Below are 18,313 nucleotides of genomic sequence, written 5' to 3'. Positions count from 1 at the left end.
AGCACAGCACAGGGCAGGGAGCGGGAGCAGCAGTGAGCGGCGAGCGGACAACGGCATCGGACCCGTACTTCCCTGACCACGGCGACTCCCGTTACCGCGTGCACCGGTACGAACTCGCTCTGGAGTACCGGCCGGGCCCCAACCGGCTGGCCGGGACGGCGCGGCTGAGCGCCATCGCGGGCCGGGCGCCGCTCACCGAGTTCCATCTGAACCTCGCCGACCTCAAGGTCGGCCGGATCCTGGTGAACGGCCGGGCGCCGCACTACTCCCACCGCGGCGGCAAGCTCCGCGTCCGGCCGGCCAAGCCGCTGTCCGCGGGCGCCGCGTTCACCGTGGAGGTGCACTACGCGGGCAACCCCAAGCCGGTGCGCAGCCCGTGGGGCGGGCTCGGCTGGGAGGAGCTGACCGACGGCGCGCTGGTCGCGAGCCAGCCCGTCGGCGCGCCTTCCTGGTACCCGTGCAACGACCGGCCCGCCGACAAGGCCTCGTACCAGATCTCGGTCAACACGCCCTCCGCGTACACCGTGGTGGCGGGCGGCCGGCTGCTGACGCGTACGACGAAGGCCAGCACGACGACCTGGGTGTACGAGCAGTCCGCGCCGACGTCCAGCTATCTGGTCGGGCTCTCCATCGGCATGCACCAGACGGTGCTGCTCGGGGACCCCGGGCTCGGCGGGGTGCCGCAGACCGCCCATGTGCCGGCGCATCTCCTCCCCCGCTTCTCGCGTGACTTCGCCCGGCAGCCCGCGATGATGCAGCTGTTCGAGGAGCTCTTCGGGCCGTATCCGTTCGGCGAGTACGCGGTGGTGATCGCCGACGAGGAGCTCGACGTTCCGGTGGAGGCCCAGGGGCTGTCCCTCTTCGGCGCCAACCACGTCGACGGCGCGCGCGGCTCGGAGCGCCTCGTCGCGCACGAGCTCGCGCACCAGTGGTTCGGCAACAGCGTGACCATCGCCGACTGGCGGCACATCTGGCTGAACGAGGGCCTGGCCAAGTACGCCGAGTGGCTCTGGTCGGAGCGCTCGGGCGGCCGCACCGCGCAGGAGCTCGCGGCGATCGCGCACCGGCTGCTCGCCACGCAGCCGCAGGACCTGAAGCTCGCCGACCCCGGGCGCAAGCTGATGTTCGACGACCGTCTGTACGAGCGCGGGGGTCTCACCGTGCACGCCGTCCGCTGCGCCCTGGGCGACGGCGCCTTCTTCCGCATGCTGCGCGACTGGGCGACCGTGCACCGCCACGGTGTGGTGACCACGGCGACCTTCACCGCCCATGTGTCCCGGTACGCGACGGAGCCGGTGGACGGCCTGCTCACGGCCTGGCTGCGGCAGCCGTCCCTGCCGCCCCTCCCGTCCCCCCACGGCTCCCCGGCCATACCGGAACGGCCCGCGTACCCGCCCACGAACGGCGGTCCGGGCAGGGCCTCCGCGTAGCGGATCGGACGGAGGCCGCACCGGGCGCCGTCCACGCGGCGCACCCGGTACGGCCTGCGGGCGGATCTACGAGGCCCCGCCGGTGGGTGTCACGCTTCGCGGGCGCCCTCGTACATGGCCTCGACGACCTCGGCGTACTCCCGCTCCACGACGGGCCGCTTGACCTTGAGGCTCGGGGTGAGTTCGCCGTGCTCGATGTCGAGGTCGCGCGGCAGGACCGCGAACTTCTTGATCGTCTGCCACCGCTGCAGGCCGCCGTTCACCCGCTGGACGAAGCCGTCGATCAGCGCGTGCGTCTCGGGCGAGGAGGCGACCTCCGCGTAGCTGCGGCCGTCGAGGCCCTGCGACGCCGCCCAGGGCATGATCACGCTCTCGTCGACGGTGATCAGGGCGGTGCAGTAGTTGCGGTTGTTGCCGATGACCAGGATGTTGCTGGCGTACGGACAGACGGCCTTGAACCGGCTCTCGATCTCGGTGGGCGCGATGTACTTGCCGCCCGAGGTCTTGAAGAGGTCCTTCTTGCGGTCGGTGATCCGGACGAAGCCGTCCTTGTCGATCTCGCCGATGTCGCCGGTGTGGAACCAGCCGTCGCTCTCCAGCACCTCGGCGGTCTTCTCCGGGAGGTTGTGGTAGCCGCGCATGACGCCGGGGCCCTTCAGGAGGATCTCCCCGTCCTCCGCGATGCGCACCTCGGTGCCCGGCAGGGGCCTGCCGACCGTGCCCACCCGGAAGTCCTCGACGGGGTTGACCGTGACGGCCGCGCTGGTCTCCGTCAGGCCGTAGCCCTCGAGCACGGGCACGCCCGCGCCGGCGAAGAAGTAGCCGATGTCGGAGGCGAGTGCGGCGCTGCCCGAGGCGCTGCCGCGGAGTTCGCCGCCGAAGGCCGCACGGATCTTGCCGTAGACGAGCTTGTCGGCGACGGCGTGCTGCACGGTGAGCCACAGGGGCGGCGTGCGCCGTCCCGTCGCCACCATGGTCTCCTGCCCGGTCCTGGCGTAGTCGCGGGCGACCTGGGCCGCCCACAGGAAGATCTTGTGCTTGGCGCCTCCCTCGGCCTTCGACCGGGCGGCGATGCCGTTGTAGACCTTCTCGAAGATCCGCGGTGCGGACGCCATCACGGTGGGCCGGACGGCGGGCAGGTTGGTGATGATGCGGTCGATGCGGCCGTCCACCGCGATCACGCTGCCGGTCTTCACCTGGCCGGCGATCAGGGCGTTGCCGAAGACATGCGACAGCGGCAGCCACAGGAACTGCACGTCGTCGGGGAGCAGCAGCCCGCTGACCTCCTGCGCGACGGCCTGGTAGGACCAGCAGTCGTGCACCAGGCGCACGCCCTTCGGGCGGCCGGTCGTGCCGAGGTGTAGATCAGGGTGGCGAGGTGGTCCGGCTCGATGGCCCCGACCGCCGTGTCGATCGCGTCCGGGTGCTCCTGCAGGTGCGCGGTGCCGCGCTTCTCCAGCTCGGCGAGGGTCAGCACGTCCAACCCCTCGACCTGGGGCATGTCCGCCTCCGGGTCGAAGACGATGACGGTGCCGAGCCCGGGCAGGTCTCCCGTACGGGTGGCCACCTTGGCCAGTTGCTCTGCGTTCTCGACGAAGATCGCCCGGCTGCCGGAGTCGGCGAGGATGTACGCCGTCTCCTCGGCATCGGTGCTGGGGTAGACGGCGGTCGCGGCGACGCCCGCGCACATCATGCCCAGGTCGGCGAGGATCCACTCGACCCGTGTCGAGGAGGAGATGGCCACGCGCTCCTCGGGCCGCAGCCCGAGGGTGAGCAGGCCGGCCGCGATCGCCTTCACGCGCTCGGCGGTCTGGGCCCAGGTCAGCGAGCGCCACTCCTCGGCGCCGCCCGCGGCGTGCTCGGCCGCCACGGGGTGGCGGTAGGCCTCGCGGTCGGGCGTGGCCTCGACCCTCGCGAGGAAGATGTGCGCCACCGACCGCGGGCGGCTTTCAAGAAGGTGCTGCGCGGAACTCATCTCAACCCCCCGGGACCGGACTGCCCGTCAACGATTCATTGACCGGCCGGTAACTTGCGAGCTGTGGTGAGGCTAGGCGGAATCGCGCCGGTGCGTAAGGGAGCGGGAGAAGAAAGGTACGACGTCAGCGGGTATTCGGGGAGGCGGAGGGCTGGGAGGAGTCAGGGGGCTCGGGGGGATCCGGCGGCGGCTCGGTGGACTCGGGGGGCTCGGAGGACTCGGGCGGCGGCTCGGTGGACTCGGGCGGCGACAAGGCGTCCACCAACGGGTGCTGCGGGCCGAAGGTGTTGTGGATCCAGAACGCCGGGCGCGGACCCTTCCAGAAGAACTCCAGCGAGTCGCCCACGCGGGCGATGAGTTCCAGGTTCGCCCCCGGACCGCCGTCCTGTCCGCCGTAGGTGCTCTGGATCATGGTCACCGCCGTGACCTCGAGGTCCTCCGCCAGGAAGTACGGCATGGTCCACGGCCGGCCGGCGACGCCGTTCCGGCGACGGAGGAACAGCATCCCGCCGTCCGCGGCGGGGCAGGCCAGCAGCAGGTCCCCGGGCTCCGTGGTGCGGTCCTGGACCAGGACCGGGTTGCCCGTCGCCCCGCGGACGACCGGGTCCGCGAGTTCCTGCCAGTCGGTCGGTTCCCCGGTCTCGTTCCACAGGAACCGCAGCTCGTCCCCCGTCCTCGCCACGACGTCCAGGCTGCTCCGGCCGTCCCCCGCATCACTCTCCACCATTCCCACCGCCGCGCACTCGCCCCTTCCCCGGGCAACCACGTAGGGAGTGGTCCATGGATAGCCCTCGACGTCGTTCCTGCGGCGCATGACCATCAGGCCACCGCTGACGGCCGGACACACGAGGTGGAAGTCGCCCGGGTCACCGTGCCTGGTCTGGAGGAGGGCCGGGTGGCCCGCGGCCCGATCGGCGATGGGCGTCGGCGCCGCATGCCAGTCGGTGGGCTCCTCGCTGTCGTTCCAGAGGAATCGCAGCTTCTCCCCCGTTCTGGCGACGACTTCGAGGCTGCTCCGGCCCTCGCCGAGCCTGCTCTCGACCATCCCGACCGCGTCGACGGGCCCGAGACCGGGCTCGATGGGGCAGGGCGGACCCCAGGGGACGCCGGGAACGCTGTTCCTCCGGCGCATGGAGACCAGCCCGCTCCGCGGCCCGGGAAAGACGAGCTCGAAGTCACTGGGTGTGTACTTCCCCGGCCGTGTGGTCGTGCTGCCGCCCGGCCACTTCTGGATCAGCACCGGATTTCCGTGGATCCGCGTGCTCTTGGAGGCCTGGACCGCGATGAGACGCTCCTCGTCGAGCCGTACGCCCTCGACGGCCCTCTCGTACTGCGGCGCGTTCTGTTCCCCGACGTCGAACAGTCGGATGTCCCGGTCATCCCGCACGTACAGCACGGGCGTCGCCCACTCGAGGCTGTTCTCGTCCTGCAGCAGCATGGCGACGCGCCCTTGGTGCACGGCCATGTCGACGGGCCGGCCGAGGCCGACCAGCGCCTGGTAGAAGTAGCGGGAGAAAGTGACCGCCGCCGCGTCGGTCACCGCGAACTGCATGGCGACCACTGCCGGGACGAACTGCAGGAGCGCCGCGGCCACGCTGGAGAAGAGCTCGTCGTGGCTGCCCTTTCCCGTCTCGCATCCGTTGAGAACCACGAGCTGCGGCTTCAGGGGCGCCTGTTGTATGACCCTGCCCACCGAATCACCGCTGATCAGTTGCTTGCGGCCGAGCTCGTCGCTGAAGATGAGGGCGCCTGCCTCCTGCTCGGAGTCGTACGCACCATGGCCGACGTAATGGAACACATGGCATCCACCGGATTCCGCGGTGAACTCGTTCATCAGAGTGGTCCAGTTGACCGCGTTGACCCACCGCAGCCGGGCGAACTTCCGCTCGGTGAGGCGGTGCAGGCTCTTTCGCAGATTGCGCTCCTCCGCCTTGACGTTCAAGGATCGCTCGAACGGGGGCGCGGACACCATTCCGGTGACACGGACCGGAAGGTGCGTCGGAGGCGGCCCGAGCGGGAGACCGGTCAGGTCGACACACCGCACGACCTCGTCCGCGAGGCAGAGAAAGCCGAAGTCCGGGTTGTGAATCAACTCCCAGGGCAGAGTGGTCAGTTCAGGGGCGCCCATACGGAGCATCATCCGAAGGTTCTCTCCCCGCGCGGCGGCCTGCTGTCGCCGCTGGGCGTAGAGACCACCCACCTCACCGGGGAAGAGAGCTCCGAAGAGCTCATCGCCGATCGCGCGCGCGTACCGGCCCCGCAGGGCGACAGCGGTCTTCGGCGATCCGCTCCTCATCGAAACGGGCCGAGCATCCTCCTGGAGTGTCCCGGACCGCTCGCGGATGCTTTCCACGTCCAACGAGACGTCATCAACGCTGACGGAGTCAGCGGTTCCTGACGTCGCACTGACCGAATACCGGCCTTCACCGCCGGATATTTCCAGTGCAAATGTGTTGCGTTCCACCACTTCGCCCACCTCTATCGGTGTCGAGCAGCTGGGCAGGAACGAGATCAACTCTACCCCCCGCTCCCCGGCCCGTAGAGGGAGCCCGGGGCGCGGCCGAGTGCGCCCGGCGCAATGGACAGAGGGTGCCGAGGGTCGCAAGCTGGAAGAGGACGCATATTCCTGTTCCAGACGCCCAGGCTCACTCCGGCGCCTGTGAGATGCCCGTCAGATGCCCGTCAGATGCCCAGGAGGCGTGCGTGATGGAGGGCTCACTGGTATTCGTGCATGGTACGGGGGTTCGGGAGGGGCTCAAAGACACGCTCGACAAGGTCGGCGCGGGCGTGAAGAGGTTGTCCCAGTCCCCGATATCGGTAGTCGGCCCCGAGTGGGGCAAGGAGATCGGCCCTGCCGACCTCGATGTGACGCCCATACTGCCGGCGTCCTCGGCGCAGACGCGTGCGGCAGCAGAGGGTGAGGCTTCCGGCGATGTCACCGACGTGGCCACCTGGGGGCTGCTGATCGACGATCCCCTGCTCGAACTACGGATGCTCGCCGCCGCACCGCCGGCACGGACGGGCATGGTGGTCAACGCGAAGACGGTGGCGGTCGAGCTCCAACAACTGCTCAGCGACGCCAAGGTGGCGCCCGAGGCGCTGGAGGCCGCAGGGGTCGAAGTCGATGAGATGCGCTCGGCCTTGGCGTTCGTACGTGGCTCAGAGGCCTTGGTCGACGCCGCGGGAGCGGTGGGAGACGCCAGCAACGCAGGACTGCTCGGGGCCGTCTCCCGATCCGTCGTCGCCTGTGTGCTGCACGCTCACCGCACGGCCAGGCCTCCACGTCTTTCGCCCGTCGCTCTCTCCGGCGAGCAGCGCACGAAGCTGGTCGGTGCGGTCGGCGAGGCGGTGTCCGGCACTCCCACCCGGAGCGTCTTCACGCAGACGATCGGGAAGGCGCTCGGACCTCTGGCAGCGCGCATCGGCAATTCCGTGGTCAGGGAGAACCGGGCGAAGCTCATGGATCCGTTCTCCGACTTCATTCGCGACGTGGCGTTCTACATACGTCGCGGGGAAGACGTCCGGAAGTTCCTGGCGACGGCCATCTCGGACCTGCCTGCGAACGGGCCCGTCGTGGTCGTGGGTCACAGCCTCGGTGGGATAGCGATGGTGGATCTGATGTCCGGCGCCGACGCCCCGCACGTCGATCTGCTGGTGACCGTCGGATCACAAGCTCCCTATCTGTATCTTCTGGACTCTCTTGTCTCTCTCCGGCCCGGTCCGAACACGAAGCCCTTCACTCCCTGGCTGAACATCTACAGCCCGGCCGACTTCCTGTCGTTCCGCGCGGCCCCCGCGTTCCCGGATGTGGGCGGGATCTTCGACGAAGAGGTCGACGCAGGTGTCCCGTTCCCCGAATCGCACAGCGCCTATTGGTCCCACAAGAAGACGTACGACTTGATCGGTAAGCACTGGCCATGACCAGCTCATACGCGGACAGCTGGGCGCTGGTCGTCGGGATCGACGCGTACGACGATCCACACATCCAGGATCTCGGCGGTGCGGTACGGGATGCCTGCGAAGCGGTGAACTGGCTACGGAACGCGGGCGTTCCTGACGATCACATCATTCTCAACGCGCAACCGACGGAGACGAGCCGGTCACTGCTCGAATCGCTGGGACCGGAGATTCCCTGGCGCGACGCAACGGCGCGCGAGATCGGGAACTCCGTCGCCAGACTTCGCGCTCAGACCGGCGGTCATCTGTTCGTGTTCCTCGTGGGGCACGGCATCTACGACCCGTCCACCAAGCGGCTCTTCATCACCAAGGAAGCGTCGCTCGGAGAGTTCGACGTCTTCTCCAATCTCGCCGTGGAGGAGCACATCGAGCTGTTCCTCTCCATGTCGTTCCCTGAACAGTTGCTGATCATGGACGGCTGCCAGAACGTGCCGTACAGCGAGAGCGCACGCTCCAAAGTCGCGGCGGGAATGCCTTTCGCGGGCTTCAACGCGAAGGCCGAGAACACGCTGGTCTTCTGCTTCGCGTGCCAGCAGGGCGAACTGTCGGTGGAGGTCGAGGGCCGCGGCCTCTTCCTGAGCAAACTGCTGGAGGCCATCGACACACGGTATCCGGCCCCCCGAATTCTCGATCTGGACTTCGACAGCGGTGATGTCAGCATCGACCTTCGCAAAGCGGTGACCGAGGTCGTCGGGCCGGCGGTGAAGGAGACCGCGTGGGCGCAGCAGCCCCGCATCCGTCAGGAGCCCGGGGTGCAGGTGTACGGCGCCGGTACGGCACGGAGCGTGTGGCCGCTCCATCTACCGCCGACCCCGGCCGCGCTCCTGTCCATAGCCGTGAAGCCGGCCTCGGCCGTGCGGGACGTGGAAGCGATCGTCGTCCAGGTCGAGGGTCCGACCTTCTGGCGCCGAGTGGCTCCCGAGACGCCGAGCAAGGCGGTACAGGTGCCCTTCGAGAATCGGCTTCCGCATGCGACAAGCCTCAGCGTGATGTGCCAGTTGAAGAGCCCTTCCTCCTGGCGCAAACCGGCCGAACGCCGGCTTCGCCTCGACGGCGGCGACCGCGAGGTCGTCTTCACCCTCCGCAAGGCCCAGTCAGGGGAGAGCACCCGCAGATCCACGTGGAGCGCGGGGGACGACGGCGCCGCGTGGGTCTTCGTGGAAGGTGTCGACGCCGCCGGACGGAACATCGGCAAGAACGTGCTGGACATTCCACCGGAATCACCGAGCGGGATCGACGTCACAAGGGAGAACGGGGGGCTGTACATCTCCGGACGGTACGACGACCGGGAGCGGCTCGTGCGGCTCGCGTCGCGTATCGCCACCACCGCACCGGAGGGCGCGTCGGTGGCCATACACGAATCATCGGAGTTCCGCAGAACCGCCGTTCGTCTCGTGCTCCCGGACGGAGGTCCGGAGCCCTTGGTCGGCTCGCTCGTGAACACCCCCGGCATCACCGTGGGGCGGGAGAAGAGGACCGTCCGGGAGATCGAGCGGGACCCGCTGGTCGATGTCCGGCCCGGCCATGTCGAGGTGCGAGTCGACCTCCCCTGGGGGTCCTGGTCCGACATGGTCGAGGTGTTCGAGGGAATCGAGAAGGACGTCCATCTGCCTGCCACCGTCGGGAACGGCCTCGTACCCCTCCGCGTGGGCATCCGCGCCGACGTCTGGCAGGACCTTCCGGGGTATTCCGTTCTCGGGTCCGGCCCCCGCCCCGCGGAAGCCGTACTCCACGGGGACCACCCCGGCGCGATCCCGCCGCAGCCGCTGCCCGGATCGGACGGCTGGCTCCTCACCGCGCATCCCGAGGGATCCACGTGGGGGACCTGTGTGTCGCTGTCCGGCGTCGGCGTGACGTTCCCCCTCCACCCCTCGCTCCCCCTGGCGCTCGACAGCGACGGAGGCGCGACCCGAGTGGAACCCCTCTCGACCATGGCTCACGCGGAATGGGACGCGCTCGTGTCGCTCGGGCGTCTGAGCGGGCACGATCCCCGGCGTCTCCTGCAGGCGGACCAGGCCTGGGCACCCGACCCGGTGCTCACCCTGGCCCGCGCCTACGCCTGCTTCGCCGCCGGTGCGGACACGTACACCCGAGGCCTCCTCGGGCTTCTGCGGGCGCGGGGCGCCGACATCTGCGACATCGCCGTGCTGGAGGGTGCGACCGCACTCCGAGCAGGCGGTTCCGTACCGCAGGCCGCCCGCTCCGCGCTGGCCCCCTGGGCCGAGGCGGAGACCGTACCGGTCCTGCGGTGGGGCGTGGCCCCCGCCGTCGTCCTGGCCGAGGAGCTGGGCCTTCGCGGGTGGCGCAAACGGCTGGAGACCGTCGAGGCATCGCTGTCGCCGCATTCCGTCTGGTCCGTGTGGCACGCGGCGTGACGCCCGCGCTCCGCCCGACCCGTATCCGGAGGTCCGTAGCGCACGGCCGCCGGCGGTGCACGGGCCGTCGCCATCCGGAGCGGTCCCCCGGGATCGAACTTACGATGGGCGGGAGCCGGCGTCGGCAGCCGCCGTGCCGGCCGTCCGAGGCGAGCAGGGCGGAGACGCATGGCACAGGTCACCGACGCGGCACGGACCGTCATCCTGACGGTGGACGACGACCCGGGAGTGTCCCGCGCCATCGCCCGCGACCTGCGGCGCCGCTACGGCGGCGGCTACCGGATCGTGCGCGCCGAATCCGGCGAGTCCGCCCTCGACGCGCTCCGCGAGCTGAAGCTGCGGGGCGACCTCGTCGCCGTGATCCTCGCCGACTACCGGATGCCGCAGATGAACGGCATCGAGTTCCTCGAGCAGGCCCTCGGCGTGTACCCGGGGGCCCGGCGCGTCCTGCTGACCGCGTACGCCGACACCAACGCGGCCATCGACGCGATCAACGTCGTCGACCTCGACCACTACCTGCTCAAGCCGTGGGACCCGCCGGAGGAGAAGCTCTACCCCGTCGTGGACGACCTCCTGGCGGCCTGGCGCGCCAGCGACTACCGGCCGGTGCCCGCGACCAAGGTGGTCGGTCACCACTGGTCGGCGCGCTCCTCGTCCGTACGCGAGTTCCTGGCCCGCAACCAGGTGCCGTACCGCTGGTACTCCTCCGACGAGCCCGAGGGACGGCGTCTCCTGGACGCCGCCGGGGCCGACGGCCGACGGCTGCCCCTGGTGATCACGCCGGACGGCACCGCCCTGGTCGAACCGGACGCACCCGAGCTGGCCGCCCGGGTGGGGCTCGCGACGACGCCGACCGCCGACTTCTACGACCTCGTCGTCATCGGCGGCGGCCCGGCCGGGCTCGGCTCGGCGGTGTACGGGGCCTCCGAGGGGCTGCGGACCGTGCTGGTCGAGCGCTCGGCGACCGGCGGGCAGGCCGGCCAGAGCTCCCGGATCGAGAACTACCTCGGCTTCCCGGACGGTGTCTCCGGCGGGCAGCTCACCGAACGCGCCCGCCGCCAGGCCACCCGCTTCGGTGCCGAGATCCTCACGGCCCGGGAGGTCACGGGCCTGGAGGTGAACGGCGCGGCCCGTGTCGTCCGTTTCTCGGACGGCACCGAGGTCGCCGCCCACAGCGTCATCCTCGCGACCGGGGTGTCCTACCGGCAGCTCCTGGCACCGGGCTGCGAGGACCTGACCGGGCGCGGTGTCTACTACGGCTCCTCCCTCACCGAGGCGTCCTCCTGCGAGGGCCAGGACGTGTACATCGTCGGCGGCGCGAACTCCGCCGGGCAGGCCGCGGTGTTCCTGGCGCGGGGCGCGAAGTCGGTGACACTGCTCGTGCGCGGGGAGTCGCTGACGGCGTCGATGTCGTACTACCTGGTCCAGCAGATCGACGAGGCGCCGAACATCACCGTCCGGCCCCGGACGGTCGTCGAGGCGGCGCACGGCGAGGAGCACCTGGAGCGGCTGACCCTGCGGGACGCCGTGAGCGGCGCGACCGAGGTCGTGGACGCCCAGTGGATGTTCGTCTTCATCGGGGCGGCCCCGCTGACCGACTGGCTCGACGGCACGGTGCTGCGCGACGAGCACGGCTTCATCCTGGCGGGACCGGACCTCACGCCGGACGGGCGGCCACCGGCGGAGTGGGCCCTGGACCGGCCGCCGTACCACCTGGAGACGAACGTCCCCGGGGTGTTCGTGGCGGGCGACGCGCGCGCCCAGTCCGCGAAGCGCGTCGCCTCCGCCGTGGGAGAGGGAGCCATGGCCGTGATGCTCGTCCACCGGTATCTGGAGCAGTCATGAGCGGGCAGGGCAGGGACGGACAGGACGTGGGCGGACAGGACGTGGACCGCGGTGGTAGGGGCGACGCAGGCGAAGGCGGCGAGGTCATGCCCTGCGACCAGCACGAGATCGGCTCGCTGTTCCTGTTCGAGAAGCTCTCGCCCGAGCAGCTCTCCCGGCTGTGCGCCGAGGGACGGGTGGAGCGGTTCGGGCCCGGCCCCATCTACACCGAGGGCGACCCCGCCACCTGCTTCTACGTGATGATCGAGGGAACCGTCGTCCTGTACCGCCGGGTCGGCGGCGACGACGTCGAAGTGAGCCGCACCTCGCAGCGTGGTGTGTACGCCGGGGCCATGCAGGCGTATCTGGGCGACCGCGTGCCCCAGACGTACAACAACTCCATGCGCGTGACCGAGTCCACCCGGTTCTTCGTCATGCCCGCGCAGTCGTTCGCGGACTTCATGGCCGAGTGGTTCCCCATGGCGTTGCACCTCCTCGAAGGTCTGTTCTTCGGCTCCAAGAACGCCCAGCGCGCCATCGGGCAGCGTGAACGGCTCCTCGCGCTCGGCTCGTTGTCCGCCGGACTCACCCACGAGCTCAACAACCCGGCCGCGGCGGCCGTCCGGGCCACGGCGGCGCTCCGGGAGCGGGTCGGCAAGATGCGGCACAAGCTGTCCGTCATCGCCAAGGGCCCCTACTCCCGGGAGGCGCTCGCCGACCTCATCGAGATCCAGGAACGCACCGCCGAACGGGTCGCCAAGGCACCGGTGCTCAGCCCGCTGGAGGCGTCCGACCGGGAGGACGAGCTCGCCGACTGGCTGGAGGACCACGGCATCCCGGAGGGCTGGCGCATCGCGCCCACCTTCGTCCAGGCCGGTCTGGACACGGACTGGCTGGAGCAGGTGGCGGCGACCGTCGCCGACGACGTGCTGCCGGGCGCCGTCGGCTGGCTCAACTACACGGTCGAGACAGAGCTGTTGATGGACGAGATCGACGACTCCACCAACCGCATCTCGCACCTGGTGGACGCGGCCAAGCAGTACGCACAGCTCGACCGCGCCCCGCACCGCGAGGTCGACGTCCACGAACTCCTCGACAGCACGCTCCTGATGCTGACCGGCAAGATCGGCCCCCGGGTGCGCGTCGTCAAGGACTACGACCGTTCCCTCCCCGACGTGCCCGCCTACCCGGCCGAGCTGAACCAGGTGTGGACCAACCTCATCGACAACGCGGTGTCCGCCATCGGGAGCGACGGCGGCGACGGCACCCTGACGGTCCGTACGGCCCGGGAGGGCGACCGGCTGCTCGTGGAGTTCCGCGACACGGGCCCCGGCGTCCCCGAGGAGATCCGCAGCCGGATCTTCGACCCCTTCTTCACGACGAAACCGGTCGGCGAGGGCACCGGCCTCGGCCTCGACATCTCCTGGCGGATCGTCGTGAGCAAGCACCACGGAAGCCTCCAGGTCGAGTCCGTCCCGGGCGACACCCGGTTCCAGGTGCTGCTGCCGCTGACCGCCCCCGAGACGGCTTCCGAACCGGAGGCGGACACCGGAGCGGACTCCGCGTCCGGGTCCGACACCGTCCGTCCCACCGACACCGCCGAGGAGCGCACATGACCGAGATCGAGGGCATCGACCCGAGCGTCCCGCCCAGCGGCCCGGGCTGCGTGGACTGCGACAGCGTGGGCGGCTGGTGGTTCCACCTGCGGCGTTGCGCCGAGTGCGGCCACATCGGCTGCTGCGACTCCTCTCCGGCCCAACACGCCACCGCCCACTGGAAGTCCACGGGGCATCCCCTCGTCCAGAGCTTCGAGCCGGGCGAGAGCTGGTTCTGGAACTACGCCACCGACGACCTGTACGACGCCGGCCCCGCCCTCGCCCCGCCCGACGGTCACCCGGCCGACCAGCCGGCCCCCGGCCCGGCCGACCGCGTCCCGCAGGACTGGCAGCGGCACCTGCACCGCTGAGACCTGCCGGCCCGTCCGTCCGGCAGCCGTCCGACCCAGGGGTGGCCGAAGTGCGGTCGTCGCGTTCCGGTATGCGGTCAGGGGTGTGCGGTCGGCCCTCGTCCGCCTAAGGTGGCCGTGCAGCTGGTTCGCCCCGTCCGCCAGGCGGGATGCGTCGCAAGAGGGAACCCGGTGGGAATCCGGGACTGCCCCGCAGCGGTGAGCGGGAACGACCGCCGTCATACGCACTGGGCCCGGACGGGTCTGGGAAGCGACGGCCAGTAGGTGTCCTCCGGTCGCATCCGGAGAGCGTGCCCGCGAGTCCGAAGACCTGCCCGTTGCCCGCACGCGGACGATTCCGTGTGCGGAGATCCCGGTGACCTCGTGGGCGGGTCGGCGCGCATATCGAGCGGCACGTGCGGCATCCCCGCGTCGTGGTCCGCCGGTCTGTCCGTTCCTTCGCGTCCACGTCCCGTCTCCGGGGCGCTCAGGACACATCTCGCGAAGGAGAGTTCCGTGACACCGAAGCCCGCGGCCGCGGCGGTACGAGCCACCGTGTACGGGTACCCCCGCCAGGGGGAGAACCGCGAACTGAAGAAGGCCGTCGAGGGGTACTGGAAGGGCCGTGTCGACGCCGGCGCGCTCCGGGAGACCGCGGCCGGGCTGCGCCGGTCCAACTGGCGGCAGCTGACCGACGCCGGCCTCCACGAGGTTCCGACCGGTGACTTCTCGTACTACGACCACGTCCTGGACACCACGGTGATGGTCGGCGCCGTCCCCGGCCGGCACCGTGCCGCCGTCGCGGCGGACGCGCTCGACGGGTACTTCGCGATGGCCCGCGGCACCCAGGACATCGCACCGCTGGAGATGACCAAGTGGTTCGACACCAACTACCACTACCTCGTGCCCGAGCTCGGACCTGACACGGTCTTCACCGCCGACTCCCGCAAGCAGGTCGCCGAGCTGCGGGAGGCGCTCGCCCTCGGCCACTGCGCCCGCCCGGTCCTCGTGGGCCCCGTCACCTACCTGCTGCTCGCCAAGCCCGCACCGGGCGTGGCCCCGGACTTCGAGCCGCTGACCCTGCTGGACCGGCTGCTGCCGGTGTACGCGGAGGTGCTCGCCGACCTCCGCGCGGCCGGGGCGGAGTGGGTGCAGCTGGACGAGCCGGCGCTGGTCCAGGACCGGACACCGGCCGAGCTCAACGCCGCCACCCGCGCCTACCGCGACCTCGGTACCGCCACCGACCGGCCCCAGCTGCTCGTCGCCTCCTACTTCGGGCGGCTCGGCGACGCCCTGGGCGTGCTGGCCAAGGCACCGGTCGAAGGGCTCGGCCTCGACTTCACGGAATCGGGCGCGGCCAACCTGGAGGACCTCGCCGCCGTCGGCGGGCTGCCCGGCAAGCGCCTGGTGGCGGGCGTCGTCAATGGACGCAACATCTGGATCAACGACTACCAGAAGTCCCTGGGAACCCTCGGTACCCTCCTCGGGCTCGCCGATCAGGTGGACGTCGCCGCCTCCTGCTCCCTCCTGCACGTGCCGCTCGACGCCACCGCCGAGCGGGGCATCGATCCGCAGATCGCCCGCTGGCTCGCCTTCGCCCGGCAGAAGACCGCGGAGATCGCCGTCCTGGCGCGCGGGCTCACCCTGGGCACCGACGCCATCACGGCCGAACTCGCCGCGAACCGCGCCGACCTGGCGTCCCGGAGCGGGTCCGCCCTCACCCGGAACCCCGCCGTACGGGCCCGTGCCGCGGCCGTCACCGATGACGACGGGCGGCGGTCGCAGCCCTACGCAGCACGGACCGTGGCCCAGCGGGCCCAGCTGGGCCTGCCGCTGCTGCCGACGACGACCATCGGCTCGTTCCCGCAGACGAGTGAGCTGCGCGCCGCGCGGGCCGATCTGCGGACCGGCCGGATCGACGCCGCCGGCTACGAGGAGCGGATCAGGGACGAGATCCGCGAGGTGCTCTCCTTCCAGGAGAAGACGGGGATCGACGTCCTGGTGCACGGCGAGCCCGAACGCAACGACATGGTGCAGTACTTCGCCGAGCAGCTCACCGGCTACCTGGCCACCCTGCACGGCTGGGTCCAGTCGTACGGCACCCGCTACGTCCGGCCCCCGATCCTCGCCGGGGACATCTCCCGCCCCGAACCGATGACGGTGCGCTGGACGACGTACGCCCAGGCGCAGACCTCGAAGCCGGTCAAGGGCATGCTGACCGGTCCGGTGACCATGCTCGCCTGGTCCTTCGTACGGGACGACCAGCCGCTCGGGGACACCGCCCGTCAGGTGGCACTCGCCCTGCGCGACGAGGTGAACGACCTGGAGGCGGCGGGGACTTCGGTGATCCAGGTCGACGAACCGGCGCTGCGCGAGACGCTGCCGCTGCGGACGGCCGAGCATGCCGCCTACCTGGCCTCGGCGACCGAGTCCTTCCGTCTCACCACGAGTGGTGTGCGGCCGGACACGCAGATCCACACCCACATGTGCTATGCCGAGTTCGGGGACATCGTCCGGGCGATCGACGAGCTCGACGCCGATGTGATCAGCCTGGAGGCGGCCCGCTCCCACATGCAGGTCGCCGACGAACTCGCCGAGCACGGCTACCCGCGCGAGGCCGGGCCCGGCGTCTGGGACATCCACTCCCCGCGCGTCCCGAGCACCGGGGAGGCGGCCGCCCTCCTCCGCAGGGGACTGGAGGCCATCCCCGCCGAGCGCCTGTGGGTGAACCCCGACTGCGGCCTGAAGACCCGCGGTTGGGCCGAGACGCGTGCCTCGCTGGAGAACCTCGTCGCGGCCGCCCGTGAGGTGCGCGCCGAACTGGCCGCCGAGAGGTCCTGATCCCGAGGGTCCGGGCCGGGCGCCGACTGCGCCCGGCCCGGGCACGAGGCCGAGCGCCTGACGCCGCGGGAGCCGCCCTTCGGGCGACGGCGGGAGTGCGACGACAGGGCCTGGGCCCGGTCCTCCTCGCTCTCCGCGGGGCCGGGAACCCGGTGCAGGCTGCGCTCCGGAGACGTCGGCCGGGTCTCGCACGAGAGGGCACGGCGGGATCCTGCGGCGCCGCGGCCCGCCCGGCGAGGGAGCCGCGCGTCGCTCCTCGCGGCGCATGCGTAGAGTACGGCCGGGCGCGGTGAGATCGGATGGAGTACCTGTGACCGCGATCAACCTCGAGCACGCCACCGTCCCCGCCGACACCGGCGAGGTGACCCTCCTCATAGCCCGCCGGGTGGAGCCCGGCCACGAAGCGGCCTTCGAACTGTGGGCCAGGGGCATCCTCGACAGCGCGGCCGCCTTCCCGGGGCATCTCGGGCACGGCCTCTTCCGCTCCTCCGGGGGTGACGCCCCGTGGTTCCTCGTTCACCGCTTCCGGGACGGGGCGGCGTGCCGGGCCTGGCAGGAGTCTCCGGAGCGGGCGGCCTGGTTCGCCGACTGCGAGGGGCACCACCACACGGAGATCGCCCGGCGCACGCTGACCGGCATGGAGACCTGGTTCGCCAAGCCGGGCTCGACCCGGCCGGCACCGCCCCGGTGGAAGATGGCGATCAGCGCGACCCTGGCGATCTACCCGATCTCGGTCCTGGGAAGCCTCCTCCTCGTCCCCCGGCTGACCGGTCTCCCTCTCCTGCTCAGCAGCGCGGTCGTCGCCTGTGTGTTCAATGTGCTCATGACATACGTGGCGATGCCCGCCGTGAGCAGGCTGCTGCGCGGCTGGCTCACGCCGTAGCGCACCGGGGCGGCGCACCGCCTTCGGGGCGGCGAGGCGGGCACTCGCGCTCCGGCCCGTCCGGGGCGCATTCGTCATCTAAAATTCAGGGCGGCCTCAAGGGCCGCGGCTCGTCGCTGCGCGCGACGGCCGCGGAACGGTCAGGCCGGTCCAGGACAGCGACCCCGCCCCAGGGCCGCGGTCCGGACGGGACCACATGACGCTGATCACAAAGATCCCAGGGAATCGGGTGACCGCCGGCGTGCGTCTCATTGGTGCGGGATACCCAGCTCACCCGGCTCACCCGCCCACGCTACAGAAGACCCCCAGGGAGAAGTGAGGTATGTCCGTGATCTGCGTCGGCGGCATGATCGGAATCGGCAAGACGAGTGTGGCCGAGCTGATCGCCAAGGAGCTGGGCAGCGACGTCTTCTACGAGAGCGTGGACGACAACCCGATCCTGCCGCTCTTCTACACGGCGAGCCCCGAGGAGATCCAGGCGAAGCGGTACCCGTTCCTCCTCCAGCTGTACTTCCTCCAGACGCGCTTCGCCGCGATCAAGGAGGCGTACAAGCGGGGGGACAACGTCCTCGACCGGTCCATCTACGAGGACTGGTACTTCGCCAAGGTCAATCACGACCTGGGACGGATCAGCTCCCTCGAGATGCAGGTGTACGAAGGGCTGCTCGACGAGATGATGCGGGAGATCGACGGCCTGCCCTACCGCAAGGCTCCCGATCTCATGGTCTACCTCAAGGCGGACTTCGAGACCGTGCTCCACCGCATCGGGCTGCGCGGCCGCGATTTCGAACAGGACGAGAACCTGGTCGAGTACTACCGGATCCTGTGGTCCGGCTACGACGACTGGGTGCACAAGCACTACTCGGCCAGCGACGTCCTCGTCATCGACATGAACCACACGGACATCGTCAACAACGCCGAGGACGCGGCCCGCGTGGCCCAGGAGGTCAGGACCGCGCTGGCGGCGGCCACCGGGCGCGCCTGATCCGACGTGCGGGGCCCGGGGGGGGGGGGGGGGGGGGGGGGGGGGGGGGGGGTGGGGGTGGGGGGGGGGGGGGGGGGGGGGGGGGGGGGCGGGAGCGG

General features: G+C 70.7%; 10 protein-coding genes, 1 pseudogene and 1 riboswitch. Of the genes and pseudogenes, 9 read left to right on the top strand and 2 right to left on the bottom strand.

The genetic code is table 11. The annotated features are described in order from the left end of the window. The first annotated feature begins 32 nt into the window (after positions 1-32). Positions 33-1,430, top strand: a complete 1,398-nt coding sequence (locus ACZ4XX_RS23985; RefSeq protein WP_468509921.1) for a M1 family metallopeptidase — start codon at positions 33-35, stop codon at positions 1,428-1,430. 89 nt (positions 1,431-1,519) lie between these two features. On the opposite strand, the pseudogene ACZ4XX_RS23980 reads toward ACZ4XX_RS23985, so the two are convergent. Beyond that, positions 1,520-3,405: pseudogene (locus ACZ4XX_RS23980) on the bottom strand (AMP-dependent synthetase/ligase). Between the two features lie 124 nt (positions 3,406-3,529). Then, complete coding sequence (locus ACZ4XX_RS23975; protein ID WP_468509911.1) at positions 3,530-5,701, bottom strand: CHAT domain-containing protein; 2,172 nt, start codon at positions 5,699-5,701, stop codon at positions 3,530-3,532. A gap of 410 nt (positions 5,702-6,111) precedes the next feature. Between ACZ4XX_RS23975 and ACZ4XX_RS23970 the strand changes: the two genes are divergently transcribed. From ACZ4XX_RS23970 to ACZ4XX_RS23935, 8 genes are all read left to right on the top strand, one after another. Next, complete coding sequence (locus ACZ4XX_RS23970) at positions 6,112-7,326, top strand: hypothetical protein (protein WP_468509910.1); 1,215 nt, start codon at positions 6,112-6,114, stop codon at positions 7,324-7,326. Beyond that, positions 7,323-9,737: a hypothetical protein gene (locus tag ACZ4XX_RS23965; RefSeq protein ID WP_468509909.1), complete on the top strand. Its 2,415-nt coding sequence runs from the start codon at positions 7,323-7,325 to the stop codon at positions 9,735-9,737. Before ACZ4XX_RS23970 ends, ACZ4XX_RS23965 begins: the two co-directional genes overlap by 4 nt. Positions 9,738-9,905: 168 nt before the next feature. After that, entirely contained in the window at positions 9,906-11,582 is a 1,677-nt protein-coding gene (locus ACZ4XX_RS23960; protein ID WP_468509908.1) for an NAD(P)/FAD-dependent oxidoreductase, read from the top strand. An 86-nt stretch (positions 11,583-11,668) separates the two neighbouring features. Then, positions 11,669-13,177, top strand: a complete 1,509-nt coding sequence (locus ACZ4XX_RS23955) for an ATP-binding protein (RefSeq protein ID WP_468509920.1) — start codon at positions 11,669-11,671, stop codon at positions 13,175-13,177. Beyond that, complete coding sequence (locus tag ACZ4XX_RS23950; protein ID WP_468509907.1) at positions 13,174-13,527, top strand: UBP-type zinc finger domain-containing protein; 354 nt, start codon at positions 13,174-13,176, stop codon at positions 13,525-13,527. The genes ACZ4XX_RS23955 and ACZ4XX_RS23950 overlap by 4 nt, the downstream gene beginning before the upstream one ends. Before the next feature lie 107 nt (positions 13,528-13,634). Then, positions 13,635-13,859, top strand: a riboswitch (cobalamin riboswitch). Between the two features lie 163 nt (positions 13,860-14,022). Continuing rightward, complete coding sequence (gene metE / locus ACZ4XX_RS23945; RefSeq protein WP_468509906.1) at positions 14,023-16,347, top strand: 5-methyltetrahydropteroyltriglutamate--homocysteine S-methyltransferase; 2,325 nt, start codon at positions 14,023-14,025, stop codon at positions 16,345-16,347. Between the two features lie 310 nt (positions 16,348-16,657). Next, on the top strand, positions 16,658-17,230 hold the full coding sequence (locus ACZ4XX_RS23940; protein WP_468509905.1) for an antibiotic biosynthesis monooxygenase: 573 nt from the start codon (positions 16,658-16,660) through the stop codon (positions 17,228-17,230). Between the two features lie 322 nt (positions 17,231-17,552). After that, on the top strand, positions 17,553-18,215 hold the full coding sequence (locus tag ACZ4XX_RS23935; RefSeq protein ID WP_468509904.1) for a deoxynucleoside kinase: 663 nt from the start codon (positions 17,553-17,555) through the stop codon (positions 18,213-18,215). The last annotated feature ends 98 nt before the right edge of the window (positions 18,216-18,313 follow it).

It is taken from the genome of Streptomyces sp. NPDC029956 (genome assembly GCF_055574655.1).
The sequence above is the reverse complement of the archived record's forward strand: the minus strand, read 5'-3'. Positions and strand labels throughout refer to the sequence as shown.

Excerpts from the sequence above, each read along its gene's own strand:
- ACZ4XX_RS23975 (WP_468509911.1), bottom strand. The coding sequence starts at position 5,701 with ATGAGGAGCGGATCGCCGAAGACCGCTGTCGCCCTGCGGGGCCGGTAC.
- ACZ4XX_RS23970 (WP_468509910.1), top strand. The coding sequence starts at position 6,112 with ATGGAGGGCTCACTGGTATTCGTGCATGGTACGGGGGTTCGGGAGGGG.
- ACZ4XX_RS23965 (WP_468509909.1), top strand. The coding sequence starts at position 7,323 with ATGACCAGCTCATACGCGGACAGCTGGGCGCTGGTCGTCGGGATCGAC.
- ACZ4XX_RS23960 (WP_468509908.1), top strand. The coding sequence starts at position 9,906 with ATGGCACAGGTCACCGACGCGGCACGGACCGTCATCCTGACGGTGGAC.
- ACZ4XX_RS23955 (WP_468509920.1), top strand. The coding sequence starts at position 11,669 with ATGCCCTGCGACCAGCACGAGATCGGCTCGCTGTTCCTGTTCGAGAAG.
- ACZ4XX_RS23950 (WP_468509907.1), top strand. The coding sequence starts at position 13,174 with ATGACCGAGATCGAGGGCATCGACCCGAGCGTCCCGCCCAGCGGCCCG.
- ACZ4XX_RS23935 (WP_468509904.1), top strand. The coding sequence starts at position 17,553 with ATGTCCGTGATCTGCGTCGGCGGCATGATCGGAATCGGCAAGACGAGT.